Raw genomic sequence first — 18,051 nt, forward strand, 5'->3', positions numbered from 1 at the left:
CAATCCCCAATCCCCAATCCCCAATCCCCAATCCCCAATCCCTAATCCCCAATCCCCTCATTCCAAATTCATTACTTCCCGTCCATATTTGAGGACTGTTGACATCCAAATTAACTCGTCCATAAACCTTGACATTCGACGAATGTATGTTGGTTTGTCAATTAAATTACCTGACTCATCAAATAGGTTCTGAACTTCGCTAAAGTTAAGGTCATAAAAAATTGTCACTAGTCCCAACTCCCGCATTACAGGTAGTAGGTTTTGGATGACTCTGGTACCGCCAAAAGAACCTGCTGACACGCCACATATTCCTACAGCTTTGTGGATGTACTCTTTAAGACAGGTATCGAGTACGTGCTTCAGCAAACCTGGATAACCATGATTGTATTCGGGTGCGACAATGATTAAGCCATCGGCGCGTTCCATAGTGGCGGAAAATTGAGGATCTTTGATTGATTCACCTGCATCATCAGTTGCGATCGCAATATTTCTAATATCTATCAGTTCGGTCTGGAGGCGATCGCGTGTGGCAACTTGTTCCACAATAAATTTAGCAACATATTCGCTTTGACGACCTTGACGGGGAGTGCCAAGGATGACTGGAATAAATAAAGATGAATTTACCATAGTTTTTTCTATCTACTGTTCCTGATAATTCCACAACAATCCACCATCCACAAAGAAGGTGCTACCTGTAATGTAGTTAGCATCAGCAGAAGCTAAGAATGCAACTAGAGAAGCAACATCCTGTGGTTGTCCCAAACGCCCAAGGGGAATATTTTGTAATAGCGCCCCCAATTTTTCAGGGTTGTTTAAAAGTTTAGTATTAATGGGAGTTTCTATTGCTCCAGGCGCAACATTATTAATTGTAATTCCCAGAGAACCCAATTCAACAGCCAAGTTGCGAGTTAGCATTTTCATCCCACCTTTACTGGCACAGTAAGCCGTAAAGTTAGGAAATGGTAATTCTTCATGGACGGAACTAATATTAATAATTTTTCCGGTTCTTTTAGTTTCAAGCAAATGTTTTACGAAAGTTTGCGTCGCAAAGAAAACTCCTTTTAAATTGACATTCATCACAGCATCATAATCAGCTTCAGAGACTTCCCAAAATGGTGCATGTTTTTCAATTCCAGCATTATTCACCAAAATATCTAACTTGCCAAAATGCTGAATGCTTTCTGCAATTAATTGCTGGACTTCATCTACACTTCCTAAATCTGCTTGAATTGTGTAACCGTGAGCTTGGCTACACTGAGCCATATAACACTTACCACCAGCAGCCTCCACCTTTGCTAGAGTTGCCTCTGCTCCCTCTGGATGAGAGCGATAATTAATCACAACATCTGCACCTTCTTGAGCCAAACGTATTACAATTCCTTGACCAATTCCTTGGCTACTACCAGTAACCAAAGCAACTTTTCCTGCTAATTTCATAATTATCTCCTTGTCAGCAATTCTCAGTTTTTAGCTAAGTTTTAACTACTCAAACGCGCCACGCCAAAAGTAGCATTAAACTTCCGGCACCAAATAGCGGCTGATTTATAATCAGCTAAATTAATGTTGTTAGGAATGGCATAACTTTGAGCGCCACTATATTTTTGTAAAGGTGCAATAATTACATAATCATCTTTTTTTAAAGGATATGATGGTGCTTGAGTTGATTTCAGCACGTTATCTGAACGATGTAAGATGACTACTAAATCTGGGCCGGAAGTAGAAGTTTTAAAAGACTTATCTAGTTCCAGAATAGATTTACCATTTTTGGTAGTAATGCGAACTATGCCTTTAGTTGTATGTTCACCAGAAATAAAAGCACCAGATTTATGTGCAGAGACATTTTGAGCCGTTGCTATCGGACTCACAGATGCATTAACAATATCCTGATTTTTCGAGACATTTCCTACACAGCTAACTACGATTAAAGAAACAGCACTAACTATTAATAAAGGTTTGAATTGCATCACTCAAAATCCTCTTGTTTAACCTTTAAAGTAATTATTGCTTTGTTACTCAAGATAAAAATTATGCGTAACTAAGGAATTTCAGGGCTGAAGCTGAAATTTTACCCTGAAATTTCTTATAGTTTTCTCAGCAAAATCTCAATTTTGAGTTGGGATTGCATATTTTTAAGTTAATTTAAGCAAATATTCATAATTGTGCTGTATACGCACGGCATCTATCTCTAGTAGAATTTGGCTATAAAATTCCTGTAATCTCTACTTTTTAGTGGGTAGAGAAAATTTATTCATTAATTTTTTCATTCTTTTTGATAAATTTGGTAACTTATATCCATGAGTAACACCAGTAATAGCCAAATGTTGTTACAACACCAATCTTGGCAGCGTGAACGCAGAATAATCGAGCTTTTATCTTCTTTAAATTATCGGACTGGTGAATTAAGCAGCTATTTGCATAATATTGCTTGCGGAGTTAGCGAGTTAATAGCAGTTGATTGGACAGTTGTTACCTTTTGCCAAGAAGGTTTTGAAACTATCCTAGCCAGTAGTCTTGAAATACCGGAAGATGCACCGCGTGTTTATGCATTACATGGTCGGTTAATTGGTACAGTCATGGAAGTTAAGCGGACGTTAGCCGTTGAGGATGCTATTGCTAATCCCAAATATGGCAAACCTGCACCTGGTTATCGTGCATATTTAGGCATACCTTTACAAACTTCTGAAGGTCAAGTATTTGGGACAATTTGCTCTTTTCATCAACAAGCACGTGAATTTACAAGTGATGAAATTCAAATTGTAGAACTATTTGCGGAACGCGCAGCTACGGCAATTGATCACTATCATTTATATCAAAAACAATGTGAATTTAATCAAAAATTAGAAGCAGAGGTAGAAAACCGGACGGCAGAATTACGAGCAGTACAGGCTAAGTTAGTTGAACAGGAAAGATTAGCTGCTATTGGTGAATTTTCATCGATTATTGTCCATGAAATTCGTAATCCCTTAACTACTATGGTGATGGGATTGAAGTATTTTAAGAAAACTATTTTGACGGAAGCTTCTCAAGAGAGATTATCTTTAGCATTGAGCGAAGCTGGTCGTTTAGAACGGCTATTAAGCGAAATTTTGCTCTACGCTAAACCTCAAGTATTGCAGCTTTGCGAATTGGATGTAAATGATTTTATTCAGGAGTTGCTGTTAACCATCCAGGAAATGCCAGAAGCGTTAAATCGAAAAATTGAATTTATTCCTGCATCTTCTGTGGTAAAAATTTCTGGGGATAGGGACAAGCTGAAACAAGTTTTTATTAATATTGTCCGCAATGCTTGCGAAGCTGTTGCAGATGGAGATGTTATCAAGTGGGAAGTGAATACTGTGCTACCTGATGCAGTTTATATTAATGTGCATAATGATGGTAATCCTATTCCACCAGAAATTCTCTGCAAGCTTTCTCAACCATTTTTCTCGACAAAAGCTGAAGGTACGGGGTTGGGACTTGCGATTACTAAACGCATTGTAAATGCTCATGGTGGTAAATTATGTATCCAGTCTCAGCCGTTAACTGGAACTGATGTTACTGTGCAATTACCTGTTCTGAATTGAACTTGGAAAGCTGACAAGATGTCCACCCCACAAAATGATAAGATTTTGGATTTTATCCCTTTGAAATATATAAAATATTATCTGTAGCGAAACACAACAATTTTGGTGCGTTGCGCTGCGCGACAACACACCCTACATCAGGCTTTAAAAGTAAACTCATCAAACTTAATTACTTCAGAATCGGGTTTGCGAGTATCAAAACGATAGCTGCTAACTGTACCTGTGGCTGTGTCGAAAATACTAAAAACTGTGATGTCGTTACTGGCAATATAAGGCATCGGTTTACCATCTTCTCCTAATAATGGAGCGATTGTTGGTACTATTGGCTCTAGACCATTTGGGTCACCAGATACCACATATTCTTCTTGATATCCAGATGGGACTTCTCGCTTTCTCTCACCCCAAGCTGCACCATAAGAATTGCCAACATTGGATGTTTCTAAAAAGTGCATTCCACTAGAACTAACAAAGCGATTCCATAAATGAGAATGCCCATATAAAACAAATTGTACATTCGCAGATTCTAGTAAAGGCATGACATCGCGGATGAGATAATCAGCATCTTTAGGATATTCGTAACGCACTGCTTTGATATTACCAAAATTATCTCGTTCAATTATTTGTACTGGCTCTGTATAAGCTGGGACGATGTTATCACCTAAAGTATGGGGTGGATGATGAAACATCACAACTTTGTATTTTGCTTGTTTAAATTCATTGCTATTAAGTTCTGCTTCTAGCCAATTATATTGCTGGCTACCTTTAGCAATTTGTTCATAAATTAACTGTCCATAACCCCAATTTTCAGGATTATTTAAATCTTGGCTAATTTCGTCATATCTCCCTTTATATGTACCATTCAAGTAAGGACTGCGCCACATATTAGTGGCATAAAGAACTACTAAACGCACATCACCAAAGGAAACAGCATAATATCGCTTTCCGCCTGTTTTACTTGTTGGTAATGTAAAAATTTCTTCGTAAGTATCAGTATTAAAAGAATTATCTTTTAGGGATTTACCGCTATATAATCTTTGAGCTACGGCGCGGGGAATCGTATCATTAAATTCATCATCTAAAGTTGCTGTTCTTTGGAATCTCCCCATCACCTCATGATTGCCAATACAGGGAAACAAGGGTGCGTGTTGAATGATTTTACCGCCAGTATAGGAAGTTTTGACTCCATTATGGTTCATTTCATAGTTAGCGCGCCCTTGTAATCCAGGAAAGAACGCACCACCGCGATGATCATCAAACCATTCGGAAGCGCGATCGCTTATATTAACTAAATCACCAGCAAACCACACAGCGTCTACTCTACCTACTGTCTCAACCACCTTTTGCAGATTTGCTGCTGTCATCGGCTTCAGTTGATGGTCTGAGGTGAGTAAAATTTTCAATGGTGTTCCTGGTTTAGGATTAGCTGCAAGGGTAAAAATATCGCTGCTGATGCTTTCCCCATCTTCCCGCACACTCGTAATCTGATAATTCACCCGCACACCAGGAGTTAACCCACTTACCTCAGCCTCATGTCGCCAAATATCACGCCAAACAGGTTTTTGATAAACTTGACCATCTCCAGCTTGCTTACCGATATGCGATCGCTGATCTTCTCTAGCGCGACTCAGTTTCATTGTACTTGCACGGGCAGTCTGATTGAGATTTTCTCCGTAATTGACTGTATGTTTACTACCAGCGAACTCTGTAAACCAAACTACTCGCACTGAGGTTTCAGTTGGTAGTTGCAAAAATGGATCAGTCAGCAATTGCGGTGCTGATGTCATAATTGTTTGCCCAAATGAACGCACGCTTACCAGCGTAAAGCATACAGTAAGCAGAAATAAAAGGGCTAGTACAACAAGGCAAAAGTAAAAAGTGAGCCAGTGCGGTGGACGGGTTCCCCGGCATAAAGCAACTGGCGAACTCCGCAGGAGTAAAAAGTAAAAAGAAAGAATACTTATACCGCAAGCTTTTTACCCATTCCAAATAGATGGTTGATTTCCGCCGTGCTGTACTAGGGCTACCATTTTGTGATGGTGGCGGAAACTTTTAATCATGGGTAATACCAATTCGTAATTCGTAATTTACGGCGGATATGAATCAAAAACGTTCCTGATCCCATAAAGGTTTCTAGGTTCGCTCAAAATTATATTTTGGTATTACCTATGAAATTATGAAAGTCAGATGCAAAAGCTTAACCGCCTAAGTCTTGAATCTGCTCTGGTGTTAATTCTTGCACATTACTCAAAACTATAGCTGCGCCTGCTTTTTTGAGTGTTTCAGCATAAGCATCACGACGCGCTGCTGTTTCCTGCACATGAGGGGGTAAAACGCCGACACCAATCCAAGTGCGGTGCGGCTGCTGATTGCGCGCTTTTTCTACTGTGTACATATCAGCTACGGTATCTCCTACATACACCACAGTAGGTAAAGCATCGCAGCCATTATCTAAGATTTGTACAGTCGCAAAAAGTCCTGTGGGATCGGGTTTACCTGGCGCATCTTCCATTGCAATCAATACAGGAGACTGTAAACCCAGGCGTTTCTGCAAAACATAGTTAGCCGAACCACGAGTAGCACCACTAAAAAATCCCCAAGCAATATTCGCTTGTGTGAGTTGTTCTAAGTAACTGGGTTGCAATAACAAGGGTTCATCACAAATATATCCAGTGAAATTGTTGGGATCTGTACCTCGGTAACGAGATTGAAAAAAGGTAACTATATCGTTGTAATCAAGTTGTAGTTGTTCTCGCAGCTGTCCTTGACTTTGGAAATAACGGTAAATCAACTCTTGGGATGCTTCCCAATCATTATTCCAAATACCTTCAGACTTCAGTTGGTCAATATCTAATGGTGTAGGACGATACGCTTGATTGGTAAAATACTCAACAGTATCTGCGATCGCGCGACGATAAGAACCACTAACATCGCGAATCACGCCATCAATATCAAAAACTGCGATCGCTTTTGGTGATAATTTTTCTGTCATAAATATAGGGCATGGGGCATGGGGCATGGGGCATGGGGCATAAAGAAGTTTGTTCTATTCTCTATTGCCGATAGCTTTGAGATAAGCATTGAGTTTGGGTAATAGTTGATCCAGAAACGGTTTTAAGATGCTTACCTGTTCAGTTGTCAATAGCTTTCTGGTGTAGGTTAATCGCAACCAGTTGATAGTTTCGTATAAAGAACCTCTAGCAATCTTGACAAAACGCCGATTGTCTTGGTCATTATACCTACCTCTGCCCTCTGCTATATTCACACAAATACTATCAGCAGAGCGAACAATTTGCTTACCCATAGTATCTTGAGAGAAATTATCCCATACCTTCACAATCTGCCAAATTTCATTCGCTAGCTTTTCAGCTAATCGATAAACCTCTAAATCTTCAAAATCAGGCCTTCTCACACAATTCCTCTAAACTCAGGGACTGCCAATTCAAAAAATATTCCATAGTTATTATTGACAGTTCACAACCAACGAATTTAAGCAGAATAATTTATTTTTTAGAATTCCCTCATAACTACCCCATGCCCCATGCCCCATGCCCCATGCCCTATGCCCAATGCCCAATGCCCAAACTATTTACCCATCTGGTATGGTATTGCGTTAAAATAAGCGATCGCTGACTTAGTTAAGTAATGCTGGGATATACTCCGGAGGTGTGATTGACCAAGTTTATTTTGAAAATTCTTTGGTTAGACGAGAACGTTGCTCTCGCAGTAGACCAAGTTGTAGGTAAAGGCACCAGTCCTTTAACCAAGTACTTTTTCTGGCCTAGAAACGATGCTTGGGAAGAGTTAAAGAAGGAACTAGAATCTAAACACTGGATTAGTGACTTGGATCGTGTTGAGTTACTCAACAAAGCCACAGAAGTGATTAACTACTGGCAAGAGGAAGGTAGAAACCGTCCGATGGCAGAAGCGCAACTGAAGTTTCCCGAAGTGGCATTTACAGGTAGCGCCTGATATTGCCGCATTAGCTGCCCTGCTGTTTTACAAGGTGCCACAATTTGATGGTCTTGTCCCTGCTGCCACTAGCAATCAGTTGTGCATCAGGGCTGACAGCAATGGTAGATACAGAGTCGGCATGGCCAGAGAGAGTAGCAATTTCTGTTGCTGTGCTAACATTCCAAAGTTTAACAGTGCGATCGCGACTGGCACTAATCAACATTGTGCCATCCGATGTGAAAGCCAAGGCTAAAACTGACCAAGAATGGCCTGACAGTGTGGTAATTACCTGACCAGTGTTTACCTCCCACAATTTAATCGTGTTATCGTCGCTACCCGTCGCTAAAATTTTTCCATCGGGACTAAAAGCGACAGTCAAAACCGCCCATGCATGACCCGAAAGGGTGCCTAACAAGGTGTAATCTGGGCGGTTTTTAAATTCTCTCGTTTGCGAAAGCTGCCATAAGCAAATTGTCCGATCAAAACTGGTGCTGGCTAAAAGCTGCCCTTGAGGGCTAAATGCTACGGAATTTACCTGTAATTGGTGCTTACTCAGAGTAGAAATTTCTTTGCCAGTATTGACATCCCACAGTTTGACTGTTTTATCCCAACTCCCACTAGCCAAAATTTGCCCATCAGGACTGAAAGCCACGGATTTAACGGCGTGTGAATGTCCAGCTAAGGTGTAAATTTCTTGTAATTGATTGACATCCCACAATTTAATAGTGCGATCGTCGCTAGCTGTGGCTAATAGTTTACCATCAGGACTGTAGGCGACTGATTTTACTGCTTGAGAATGTCCTGATAGGGTAGCTAGGGGTTTTTGACTATTTACGTCCCAAAATTTAATAATTTTGTCGTCACCACTGGCTAATGTTGTACCATCAGGGTTGAAGCTAACACAGTTTATCCCTGCACAGGCGCTAGGAATGCCACTCAAGGTATGTATGCATTGCCAACCGCCGATGAACGCAGATGAACGCAGATGATTTGTTTTGTCTGTAATTCCCATTGCTAGCAAGACTTCATCAGCAGATTGAAAGCGGCGGCTGATGGATGGTTGCAGCAGTTTGTTGAGGATTTTCGTGAGTCGTTCGCTTACCTGATTTCTCAGATAATCTTGCCAAACCCAGCAATCATTGGCGACATCGTATAAATCAAATGGCGAAACTTCGGTAAGTAGGTAAATACAAGTGACACCCAAACTATAAATATCGCTAGCAAAAACTGCTTTTCCCCTCGCTTGTTCTGGTGCGATATATTCCGGGCTACCTATACAAATTTTACTGATCAACTGGTCAATGACACTGACTAGTTGAGCTGCAGCAAAATCAACTAAGACGAATTCGCCAGCAGCAGTGCGGATAATATTTTCGGGTTTGATATCGCAGTGGATGATATTGCGATCGCGAATAAATTTGAGAACAGGTAATATATTTGCTAACAGTTGCCAAATTTGATTTTCGCTGAAATTTCCTTCTGCTGCCAGTATGGTAGCTAAATTACTACCTGCGATAAATTCTTGTACTAAGTAGCAATATTGGTCATCTTGAAAATGGGAAAGTAAAGCCGGAATTTGAGGATGTTCGCCTAGTAGCTTGAGCTGCTGTGCTACTTTTACAAAGCTTTCTGGTGTTTGATTGTAATACGAAAATTGTTGCACAACGCACGGAACAGGAGGAAATTGATTTTCATCCACAACGAGGTAGGTTTTACAGAATCCCCCTTTCCCAATCAGCTGGAGTAAACGATAACGGTTTTGTATCAGCAAAATTTCCTGCCAAACTTTCAGCCAGATTACATCTATGGTAAATGTAGTATGGCTAATTTCAGTTAACGCTCGGTTACCATTCAATACTTGTCGGTTAAGGGCAAAAGGGCCAGAAAAAACCTTTAACCCTTACCCTTTCAACTTTTCCCCAAACCAAATTAAGAGTTGAAAATCCTTAACCGAGCAGTATTGGGTTACCATTAACCTCAAAAGTTTAGAAGTTAATGCTGTGACTTGCTGAGAATATTCCACAGATTGAACATTCACTGCACCGTATTCCTGTTAATTTTTGCGTTTTATTTCCTTTATTTTCGACTCAATAAATTGCTCAACTTTGTTAGCTGCGTAGTTATTTGGATCATCGTTCTTTCGGTCAGCTTTAACCAGAATCTGATCCAAAACTTCATTTGTACTTTTAACTACAATATGGAAGCGACCATAAGGTTTGCTGTTATGTCCCCAAGGTGTATCAACCACTTTGTTGAAAAAATAGACATATTTATAAACAAAAGATGACCAATTGCCACTAAGCTTATACTCTTGATAATGATCTTGATTTTGCTCATTCTCCAGAATTACATTCTCTAAGAAAATTTCATACTGATAAAAGCTTCCTGTACCACCTTGCTCTCCTTCATTACCCTGAAACTTAGCATTACTTAATGTGGCAATCAATTCTGAAGCTAGAGATGTAAATTTTTGTTGGTATATGCGATCGCCTATATGTATATCATTACCTTCTCCAATATTGACGTTATACTTACCTGGTTGGAATGCAGTACCTTTTTGGCTAGATTCGCTGGAAACCTGATTCACAACCTGACGTTTAAATAAATACCCATCCTGCACACGCATAAAGATCACAGGGATAGCGAAATCGCGTTTGCGATATTGCGTATCGAGTGCTACTGTACGCCGTCCATTTTGCGTGGCAATATCTACCGGATAATCTTTGGCTAATCGCTCGTAGAATTCGTAAGCAAACTGACTTGCCGTTAAATTAGAGACTTCGTACTGCATCGCCACGACTACAGATATATTCTGCTGCACAATTTTCGAGGCTACACTTACAAAAGCTTGTGATGCAGAAGACATTCCACTTTCACAAGCTTGTAAAAATACAATCCCTGGACGATGACGATTAAAAAGCCCGCCGAAAAAACTAGCGTCTACCCAATTTACTTTTTGTTGATTAAAAACTTTTTTTACTAAAGCAATTTCACCCACATTTTCCCCATCTTCATTCTGCAAGCGTCCATGCCCAATAAAGTGAAAAATATGAGGTTTTTGTTCTAGCAAATCATCAATTGCTGTGGGAGTAGCTGGGTTAACAACAGGCAAAAGTTCAATATGTTCTGGTTGGCTTTTTGCTAGTTCTTGCAATGCTGTTTGTACTGTCTCGTGTTCGACTTCTCCTAACTCTTGCAAAGAAGCGATCGCCAATGCAATTCTTAACTTTTCTCCCTGTTCTAGCTGAATAGGTGGGGCTGGATGCCATTGGGCGCGTCGGCGAGAAAAGACTAAGTTTGGATCTGTAGCTATCCAAATTTCACCTAAGTTTGCATTCCCAGGTAAACACATAAATTCCCAAGGTAATGCAGCAATTTCAGGCATTCCTTGTTCATCAATATCCAATTCGATTCGCAACAGTTGGCTTTGTTGCTGTACAACCTGGAAATGAAAATTTACAAAGTCCTGACGCAGCGTATCGTCAAATAAACTATTAAATAGAACTTCTCCAATCAGACGTGCTTGCTTGGAGTTTTTGATTTCGTCATTTCGTGCTGTATTAATTAGGGATTTAATTTCTTCTAAGTTATCTTGATAACGAAAGACACCAGAAGGTTCTCCCAAAAGCTTGTGTTGAGCGTCCCATTTTTCTACCTGCACGCGCTCAACATTAGCTATACGGATGCGGTAAGTATAATAACCTTTATTCATATCAAAACTAGCTTTTACCCTTGCCTTAGCAATACATTTTAATGATTTAAATTCAGCTTATTTGGGAAGTTTTAAAGTCCAGAATTCGGCATCACCACGGGCGAATTTACTTGCAGCATCATCCCCTTGTCCCAAAAATCTCTGAAAACGCTCCGATAAAGCAGCAGCTACATCTTCTAAAGCAGAAGTTAACCAGTTCATCTTTGGTTCAGCCCATGCTGTACCCCTCACAGTTATAGAATCAGTTCCCTGAGGTACTTTAAAGACGATCGCAAATTTTGCTGTCCCAATTCGTTGTAAATTGTCATCATTAATACGCCAGTAACACAGAGAGTTACCTTCACCATTGGTAATAATTTCCGAGTAACCAAGTTGATATCCGTAAGCAGGAACAGCAAGAAAAGCCTTTAAATTATCCTTAGTTGACACGCTTGCTTTCAGATTATCGGGAATTGATGGTAACAATTTAGCCAATTGAGAACTATCTATTCCTACACTCCATTCCAAGTCACCACCCAAGCCCACATCCATACCTACACCAAAACTCATCACTGAACGCCATTTATCAGATGGGAATAGGCTTTGAATAATTGGTTCTTTGCTTCCTTTAGGCCCAAAATCTAGCTCGCAGGTTAACCGCCAAAACTGCGCGCCTCGCTCAGGGCGTAAATCTATGGTAAAAGTCATGTAATAAAAGTCGAACTGGTTGCGTATCTGCTGCTTGTAAATGTCAATCAGTTCAGTACCGCTATTTTTAAATGTCTCCTCTGTAAGGCGAATTAACTTATCTTGAGGATTGCCAAAACTGACTTTTGTTTTAAACAGACTGTCAACAGCTTCTCCCCCAACGCCTAGTTTTGTTCCACCAGCGAGAGTTCCCTCCCATTTTTGAACTTCTTGTAGCAAGTCAGATAATAAAGCATCTGTCTGTTCTGGGTTTGGAGGGGTTAGCTCATCGTTCATCTACACCGTCTCCTTTGTGAAAACTTCCGTTTTGAATAAATAAGCATTTGGTGACATCAATAGAATCTACCAAGGTAGATTCTGTGATTCCTAAATATTTTTAGGATCATAAGTATAATTTTTACATTACAAGAATATTTTGGTATTAGACGAAATTAATAAGAAGACATTTTTAATCTTGATCAAGATATGACATAAAGCATACTAATATCAGCTTTTAGACACAGAGAAACTAAATAAAATCTTAAGTATTTTAATCATTGAATTGTGTAAGATAAAACTAAGAACTTATGAGAGATGGTGGATTCTAATAACATTAACAGCATTCTTAATCGCTTTGCCAGAGGAACCCACACAGAAATAGATATAGACACTCTGCGTCAAATTTTAAGTGTAGGCGATCGCGCAACGACTCCAGAGGCGTATCGCCGTGATCAACATGGTAGTTATATCATTCCACCCTCGCAGGGTGGCTCAAGCCTGACAATATCCTTTGGGAAGTAGGTGTTGATCATCTCCGTCGCGGAGCGGAAGTTATAACTGTTGGGGATGGGGGAATAATCCAGCGTTCACGCAGTGTGTCGTAGGTATCGCTGTTCACAAGCTGTCATTTATCCAACCACAATCTAAGTTTGGGCGATTCTAATTTCGTTGAGTGGGCATTATTAAACTATTGTCTCTTTTTCAGTCTAGGAGTTAAGTGTTCGGGAATATTTTCTAATTGAATAGCATTACAACCAAATTTATAAGCAGTCTCCACTGATCTACCCGCCCCAATAGCATCATAAAATCCTGTAGCAAACTTAATCGCAGCTTGATCTCCAATCGCTTTACTCATACCAATTACATGATTAATATGCTCGACGATAGCATCTGCCTGTACCTCAGAATAACAAGCGTTGAGCAGAACACACTCGACATGATGAGCACATAATTCAAATAATATTTTTAAAGCTCCTGTACTTACAAGTTTTGAATTGCCATCTTCATCTTGGATCAACAGTCCGTCTTCACCATTTCCATGTCCACAAAAATGGACAATTTGTGGCTCGATATCTAGCAAAGCTCGACGCAAATCATCAGCTTTTACAGCCCATCTTTGCTCTAATTTGAATTGATGGCGCTTCTCGGAACGACGTAAACCTTCATCAATTTCATGCACTTCTTTGTCTAAACGCAGCCTTGCTTTATTAACTGGACTTGATGCCAAAATTAAAATTACCTTCATCGTTGAATCCTGCTGCTTACACATCAGCGTCTGAATTTTAGCAATAAATTTTTTACTATCAAAATTTTGCTTACTAAAAAAAATAGCTCCATTCTCGGTAACTAAATCAGCAGAATCTTGAGTAGTTAAATGGGGCGTTCCGCTAACTGCTATTGCTGGTATCTGTCGTTCGCTAGCTAATTCGATTAATTGAATTCCCAATTTTTGCGACGAAATCAATGAATCCCCTAAACCAATATCAGTAACTAACAAATCCCATTGGCTTTCGTTAAGGGACTTATAAGCTTCAGCAAAAGTTTTCACAACTCTAATGTCTAAGTTATTAGTATCTTGCAGAGCACGACGAATCTTTTCTTGAAGAATACTCTGCCATTCTGATCCGTCTTCAACCAGAAGCACTTTCAAATATTTCATCTCAATTCCTGCACTTAATTTTGTAACTGGAGTTACTGCTACAAATTCATACCAATTTAAACAAGAATGCGACAGATGTGTAGTGGCATGGCAAGCCTAAAATAGTGCATTATTAAAACTCTTGTGGGGTGGACATCTTGTCCGCCCCATAAGAAGCTCTCCTACTTACATTTGTAGCGATCATTCTTCAAATTGGTATCAGATACCCGATTTGTAAATTGGCAAGATTACAGAAAACTTTGTTCCTGCATCAAGGGTACTATTCACTAATATTTTTCCTCCTAATCGCTCAACATAAAATCTTGTCCACCATAGTCCAAAACCCATGCCTCTTCTAGCACCCTTTGTTGAGTAATCAGGCTGGAAAATCTTTTCTAAATTTTCTCGTGCAATACCTACACCAGAATCAGTAACAGTGATTTTCACAAAACCTTCTTCGTCAATTCTAGCCTCAAGTGATAACTCACCTCCTAGCTCACTTTTCATCAGTATGGCATCTACCGCATTTTGGATGAGGTTATCGAAGACATATATCAATTGCTGTTTACCTGCAAATACTTCCGGTAAGCTGGCAAAAATGTGCAAATTTTGCTGAATATTTGAACTTATTTGCATTCGATTTATTGCTTGCATTACTACTTTTTTGAGATGAAGAGGTTGACGTTGTTCTTGCAGCCAAATCTTCAAACATTCAGCATCCTCTAACACCTTATTTGCTAAGGAAAAAATTTCAAATGCCTTGCTGCAATCGCCATCATCATTTTCATCAAGAATATCCTGCGCCCAGATACGAATAGCACCAACATAATTATTTATCTTATGAACTAACGGGCCTGCTAGTTCACCTAAGGTAGCTATTGCTTCTGTTTTCACAAGTTGTTCTTTAGTTTCTGCGTTTTGGATCGCAATAACCGCTAGATCTGCTAAAATTTCTAACCTGCGTAAATCCCCTTGGTCAAATTCTTGTGGTTTACGTCCTTCTACGTTAAGTACACCTAGTACACCACGATCCTTATCTAACAAAGGCACACATAATTCTGAGCGCACATTAGTAAAGCAGGGTTGATAGCGGATATCGGATTGAACATCATTGACTAATGCAGGCTGACGATGAGTAGCAACCCAACCTGTAATTCCTTTGTCTAGAGTGCCGTATTTTGGAGCTTGACTAGTTGGTATGCTTTCAGGATAACTAACCTTCGTGACTAGCAATTTATTCACAGAATCTAACAACCGAATGGTTCCTAATTCGGCTCCCGTGATTTGTACTGATTGCTGTACAATCAATTTCAACAGTTCATCTTCTTCTAATGTAGTAATAATCTGGCGGTCAATACTGCTTAATGTTTGTAACCATCGTTGATTTTTAATAGCAGTTGCGGCGGAGGAAGCTAAAGTATTAATAATTTGTTTCTCTTCGCCCGAAAAATCATGAGGTCGCCGATAATTAATGAACATAACTCCAACGATGTCTCGCTCTACCCTGAGTAAAACTCCAGCTACAGACTGAATTTTTTCTCGTTGACTAAAAGCTGAGTCTTTAAATATAGGCTCATTTGAAACTATTGAAGCATAGATATTTTCTCCATGTTTGATCAGTAAAAATGGTACATCTTGCTGATCAAGCTTTGTATCTTTCATTTTTTGCTCTTCTTTCAGACGACCTGCATAACTAACTTCAGGTAAAAAATGATTTTCGGTCTGAATATATGCATAAATGGTCACTACATCGGCTGCAAGGACATTTAAAGTGTTCCAGGCAATATCTCCTAATAAATCGGCATTTTCTGGTATCCGACTGAGTGATTGAGCAACTGAATGAATCGTGGCTAATTGACGTGCTTTATCAAGCATCTGTTGATAGGTGATTGCGTGCCAGATGGCATCAACTGCATTACGAGCAAACTGTTTGCCCAATTGCAACTCTTCTTGATTAAATTGATGTTCGCGCTGAAAGTGTACGTATAAAACTCCTACACAAATAGGCTCTAGTTGCCCTTGGCTAGTTTGATGTTGATGATTACTACTATCTCGATCAAGAGCAGTGATTTCCTCTATACTTGCGTTGCTACCATTGAGTAATAAGGGAAAAGCTGCATAAGTTCGAGAACCTTCTTTCAGGGCTATTGGGTTAAAAGAGCTTGGCTGTGAATTTTCGTTGGCTTTGGGTAAATCTGGTAAAAATTTAGGTTTACCCTCAAGAATAGCTTGCCAGCCTAACCCATTTAAACTTGGCTTGCGCGGTGGAAAGTCTTTGAGAAGCTGATGGTCAATACAGCCTGCACAAACTTCGTAAATATAATGGTTTTTCTGTGGTTCCCACAAAAAGTGTAGTGTAGTGAAGTCAGCTTTTAAAATGTGCCTAGCATTTTCAGCAACAGTTTCTAATACATAACGCAGACGTGCTTTACGAATATCTAGCGCTCTTTGAGCCACAAGTTTAGCTAATGCGATCGCTTGTTTATGGGTGATTTTGGTGTCACAATTCTCATAACCTGCTTCTACAGAGCCAATTACTTTAGGTGGAGCATAACCTGGTATTGGCTTCATAGTGATAATAGTATGTTGCTTTTCAGTCCCAATTTGCTTGGCAACAAAATTCTCTTGCCAATCATACTGTTCAAACCAATCCTCTAGAATTTTGCCGCTTTCATCTCGAATCAGAATAATCGGCGTAAAAATGCGGACAAGATGATGATGGTCAAATGTTTCAAAAATCCAACTATCAAAGCGTTCATTTTGCCCGGAGATAATCTCCGTGTGGCATTCTTTAACTATATCTGCTTGAATATCTCGTAATTCTGGATCGTCCTCCAGGTAATGTCTGGCTCGATTCACCCAATTTTTACCGATACCAATTCCATGTACTGCTTCAATAGTGTTTGATGCAGGCATGACTAAGGAGATATTGACAAAATCAAATCCCAATGAATCTTGAATTTCATGGCAAATGCGATCGAGAATTAATTCTAAGCGAAAGAGTTCAGTTGTCGCTTTGGCTATTTGGTTTTCAGCTTGGAGAATTTGCTGTTCAAATGCTTTGAAATCTTCGGGAAAATGTTGAGAATTATGCATATACATTTCCTGTAAGTGATGAATTACTAAAGGTTGGGTGGGTGTAGCGATTGGCGATCGCTCCTTGATGGATAATGCAGAGAATACCTACAGCAACATCAAGGACGAACGCACTCCAGAACTCCTTACCCCGTTGGGTTTCGGGTCAAGCGATATTTACCGCCAAGATTCTAAAATGACCGTTGTGGTGATTAAACACAACAAGATAATTCCCAGCTTAGAAAACCAATGGCCTGCAATAGGCAGTAGCATAACAACAGTATGTGAAGCTCCAAAACTAATGAATAAAATAGACATAATCGCAAAAGCGAATATTGCTAGCAAAAAATATTTGAGGAACTGAGCAGTAAATTGCAATAGCAAACTATAGTGTCTTGGTGTCATGGCTATAAACTCCAATCAGATTAGTTGTAATTCAATTTATTTGTCATGGACAAATGCTTAATTCACACCACAAATTTATGCATTTTGCACTCTCCCAGATTTAATTAATTGGCAGTATCTGTTAGCAATGGATATGCAAAGCTGAGGCATCGATTTGGTGATTTATATCGATGTTTTGTGAACAAATATTTAATTGTTTGCAAATACTTTCATGAAGGCAATCCAGCACAAAAATGTATGTGTTAGAGTTATGCTCTCATCACTTGCAAAATAAAGCTTAAATTTTGTGGGCTACTAATGGCGAATGCTGAAACCGTTTTACCTCTCGTATTAGATGATGCTGCATTTTTAAGCGCTAGGTTTGGTCACGGAATCAGGAAACTCTTCACATCCTCACAACAACACTCAACTTTGTCTTAGCCTTAACTCAGGCCCCATTGAATTTCTCTGAATCCAATTTGATTGATTTGTTTAAACCTAGCTATTTTCTTTTCACAGTGTTAAGAAAACTTACAACTGCTGAATAAATGGTTGCTAATTTATTTAGCAAATAATTATGTACATGTCAATATATAAACAAGATTTTACCAGCAAATTGTAGCTATATATACAATATAAGGAGTATAAATTTGAAAAAAGCCTGTTTAAAATGACATGTCGTAAAAAAGATGCAAAATAAATAAATTATGTATAAGAGATTACAAATAATGAATATATTTGAGGTTTACTGTAAATTATATTGACAACTACTAGCTCTAGAA

At 39.3% G+C, this 18,051-nt stretch carries 15 protein-coding genes; 4 read left to right on the top strand and 11 right to left on the bottom strand.

What is annotated here, in order from left to right; genetic code table 11:
* Positions 1 to 57: 57 nt before the first annotated feature.
* From HG267_RS34565 to HG267_RS34575, 3 genes are read right to left on the bottom strand one after another with little or no spacing between them, the layout of a single operon-like run.
* Positions 58 to 627, bottom strand: a complete 570-nt coding sequence (locus HG267_RS34565) for an NADPH-dependent FMN reductase (protein WP_045870197.1) — start codon at positions 625 to 627, stop codon at positions 58 to 60.
* Positions 628 to 639: 12 nt separating this feature from the next.
* A complete protein-coding gene (locus HG267_RS34570; RefSeq protein WP_045870196.1) occupies positions 640 to 1,437 on the bottom strand; it encodes an SDR family NAD(P)-dependent oxidoreductase in 798 nt (265 codons plus the stop codon).
* Between the two features lie 41 nt (positions 1,438 to 1,478).
* Positions 1,479 to 1,964 (bottom strand): DM13 domain-containing protein, encoded by a 486-nt coding sequence (locus HG267_RS34575; RefSeq protein WP_045870500.1) that lies wholly within the window; start codon positions 1,962 to 1,964, stop codon positions 1,479 to 1,481.
* Between the two features lie 330 nt (positions 1,965 to 2,294).
* Here HG267_RS34575 and HG267_RS34580 point away from each other — a divergent pair, with 330 nt between their 5' ends.
* Positions 2,295 to 3,563: an ATP-binding protein gene (locus HG267_RS34580; protein ID WP_081583999.1), complete on the top strand. Its 1,269-nt coding sequence runs from the start codon at positions 2,295 to 2,297 to the stop codon at positions 3,561 to 3,563.
* 137 nt (positions 3,564 to 3,700) lie between these two features.
* On the opposite strand, the gene HG267_RS34585 is transcribed toward HG267_RS34580, so the two are convergent.
* The 3 genes from HG267_RS34585 to HG267_RS34595 all read right to left on the bottom strand — a co-directional run bounded on the left by HG267_RS34585 (position 3,701) and on the right by HG267_RS34595 (position 6,972).
* Entirely contained in the window at positions 3,701 to 5,347 is a 1,647-nt protein-coding gene (locus tag HG267_RS34585; RefSeq protein WP_045870195.1) for a purple acid phosphatase family protein, read from the bottom strand.
* A 410-nt stretch (positions 5,348 to 5,757) separates the two neighbouring features.
* Positions 5,758 to 6,552, bottom strand: a complete 795-nt coding sequence (locus HG267_RS34590) for a TIGR01548 family HAD-type hydrolase (protein ID WP_045870194.1) — start codon at positions 6,550 to 6,552, stop codon at positions 5,758 to 5,760.
* Between the two features lie 54 nt (positions 6,553 to 6,606).
* Complete coding sequence (locus tag HG267_RS34595; protein ID WP_045870193.1) at positions 6,607 to 6,972, bottom strand: four helix bundle protein; 366 nt, start codon at positions 6,970 to 6,972, stop codon at positions 6,607 to 6,609.
* Between the two features lie 260 nt (positions 6,973 to 7,232).
* Between HG267_RS34595 and HG267_RS34600 the strand changes: the two genes are divergently transcribed.
* Positions 7,233 to 7,532, top strand: a complete 300-nt coding sequence (locus HG267_RS34600; RefSeq protein WP_045870192.1) for a 30S ribosomal protein PSRP-3 — start codon at positions 7,233 to 7,235, stop codon at positions 7,530 to 7,532.
* A 10-nt stretch (positions 7,533 to 7,542) separates the two neighbouring features.
* Here HG267_RS34600 and HG267_RS34605 read toward each other — a convergent pair whose 3' ends face one another.
* From HG267_RS34605 to HG267_RS34615, 3 genes are all read right to left on the bottom strand, one after another.
* Complete coding sequence (locus tag HG267_RS34605) at positions 7,543 to 9,285, bottom strand: serine/threonine-protein kinase (protein WP_081584013.1); 1,743 nt, start codon at positions 9,283 to 9,285, stop codon at positions 7,543 to 7,545.
* 282 nt (positions 9,286 to 9,567) lie between these two features.
* Positions 9,568 to 11,226, bottom strand: a complete 1,659-nt coding sequence (locus HG267_RS34610) for a CHAT domain-containing protein (protein WP_052335173.1) — start codon at positions 11,224 to 11,226, stop codon at positions 9,568 to 9,570.
* Positions 11,227 to 11,283: 57 nt separating this feature from the next.
* Positions 11,284 to 12,189, bottom strand: coding sequence for a hypothetical protein (locus HG267_RS34615; protein ID WP_096621701.1), 906 nt, complete (start codon positions 12,187 to 12,189; stop codon positions 11,284 to 11,286).
* A 297-nt stretch (positions 12,190 to 12,486) separates the two neighbouring features.
* Here HG267_RS34615 and HG267_RS34620 point away from each other — a divergent pair, with 297 nt between their 5' ends.
* Positions 12,487 to 12,693, top strand: coding sequence for a hypothetical protein (locus tag HG267_RS34620; RefSeq protein ID WP_045870190.1), 207 nt, complete (start codon positions 12,487 to 12,489; stop codon positions 12,691 to 12,693).
* Positions 12,694 to 12,859: 166 nt separating this feature from the next.
* On the opposite strand, the gene HG267_RS34625 is transcribed toward HG267_RS34620, so the two are convergent.
* The gene (locus tag HG267_RS34625; protein WP_228045243.1) at positions 12,860 to 13,831 is read right to left on the bottom strand and encodes a CHAT domain-containing protein; all 972 of its coding nucleotides are present in this window, start codon (positions 13,829 to 13,831) and stop codon (positions 12,860 to 12,862) included.
* 198 nt (positions 13,832 to 14,029) lie between these two features.
* Complete coding sequence (locus HG267_RS34630; protein ID WP_045870189.1) at positions 14,030 to 16,906, bottom strand: GAF domain-containing protein; 2,877 nt, start codon at positions 16,904 to 16,906, stop codon at positions 14,030 to 14,032.
* A gap of 37 nt (positions 16,907 to 16,943) precedes the next feature.
* Here HG267_RS34630 and HG267_RS34635 point away from each other — a divergent pair, with 37 nt between their 5' ends.
* Positions 16,944 to 17,249, top strand: coding sequence for a hypothetical protein (locus HG267_RS34635; RefSeq protein ID WP_155539208.1), 306 nt, complete (start codon positions 16,944 to 16,946; stop codon positions 17,247 to 17,249).
* Positions 17,250 to 18,051 lie beyond the last annotated feature (802 nt).

Origin of the sequence: Tolypothrix sp. PCC 7601 (assembly GCF_025677855.1) — a bacterium.
Classification (GTDB): domain Bacteria; phylum Cyanobacteriota; class Cyanobacteriia; order Cyanobacteriales; family Nostocaceae; genus Aulosira; species Aulosira diplosiphon.

Bases quoted from the DNA above. Each gene is read 5' to 3' on its own strand.
- HG267_RS34565 (WP_045870197.1), bottom strand. From the start codon at position 627: ATGGTAAATTCATCTTTATTTATTCCAGTCATCCTTGGCACTCCCCGT.
- HG267_RS34570 (WP_045870196.1), bottom strand. From the start codon at position 1,437: ATGAAATTAGCAGGAAAAGTTGCTTTGGTTACTGGTAGTAGCCAAGGA.
- HG267_RS34575 (WP_045870500.1), bottom strand. From the start codon at position 1,964: ATGCAATTCAAACCTTTATTAATAGTTAGTGCTGTTTCTTTAATCGTA.
- HG267_RS34580 (WP_081583999.1), top strand. From the start codon at position 2,295: ATGAGTAACACCAGTAATAGCCAAATGTTGTTACAACACCAATCTTGG.
- HG267_RS34585 (WP_045870195.1), bottom strand. From the start codon at position 5,347: ATGACATCAGCACCGCAATTGCTGACTGATCCATTTTTGCAACTACCA.
- HG267_RS34590 (WP_045870194.1), bottom strand. From the start codon at position 6,552: ATGACAGAAAAATTATCACCAAAAGCGATCGCAGTTTTTGATATTGAT.
- HG267_RS34610 (WP_052335173.1), bottom strand. From the start codon at position 11,226: ATGAATAAAGGTTATTATACTTACCGCATCCGTATAGCTAATGTTGAG.
- HG267_RS34615 (WP_096621701.1), bottom strand. From the start codon at position 12,189: ATGAACGATGAGCTAACCCCTCCAAACCCAGAACAGACAGATGCTTTA.
- HG267_RS34620 (WP_045870190.1), top strand. From the start codon at position 12,487: ATGGTGGATTCTAATAACATTAACAGCATTCTTAATCGCTTTGCCAGA.
- HG267_RS34625 (WP_228045243.1), bottom strand. From the start codon at position 13,831: ATGAAATATTTGAAAGTGCTTCTGGTTGAAGACGGATCAGAATGGCAG.
- HG267_RS34630 (WP_045870189.1), bottom strand. From the start codon at position 16,906: ATGCATAATTCTCAACATTTTCCCGAAGATTTCAAAGCATTTGAACAG.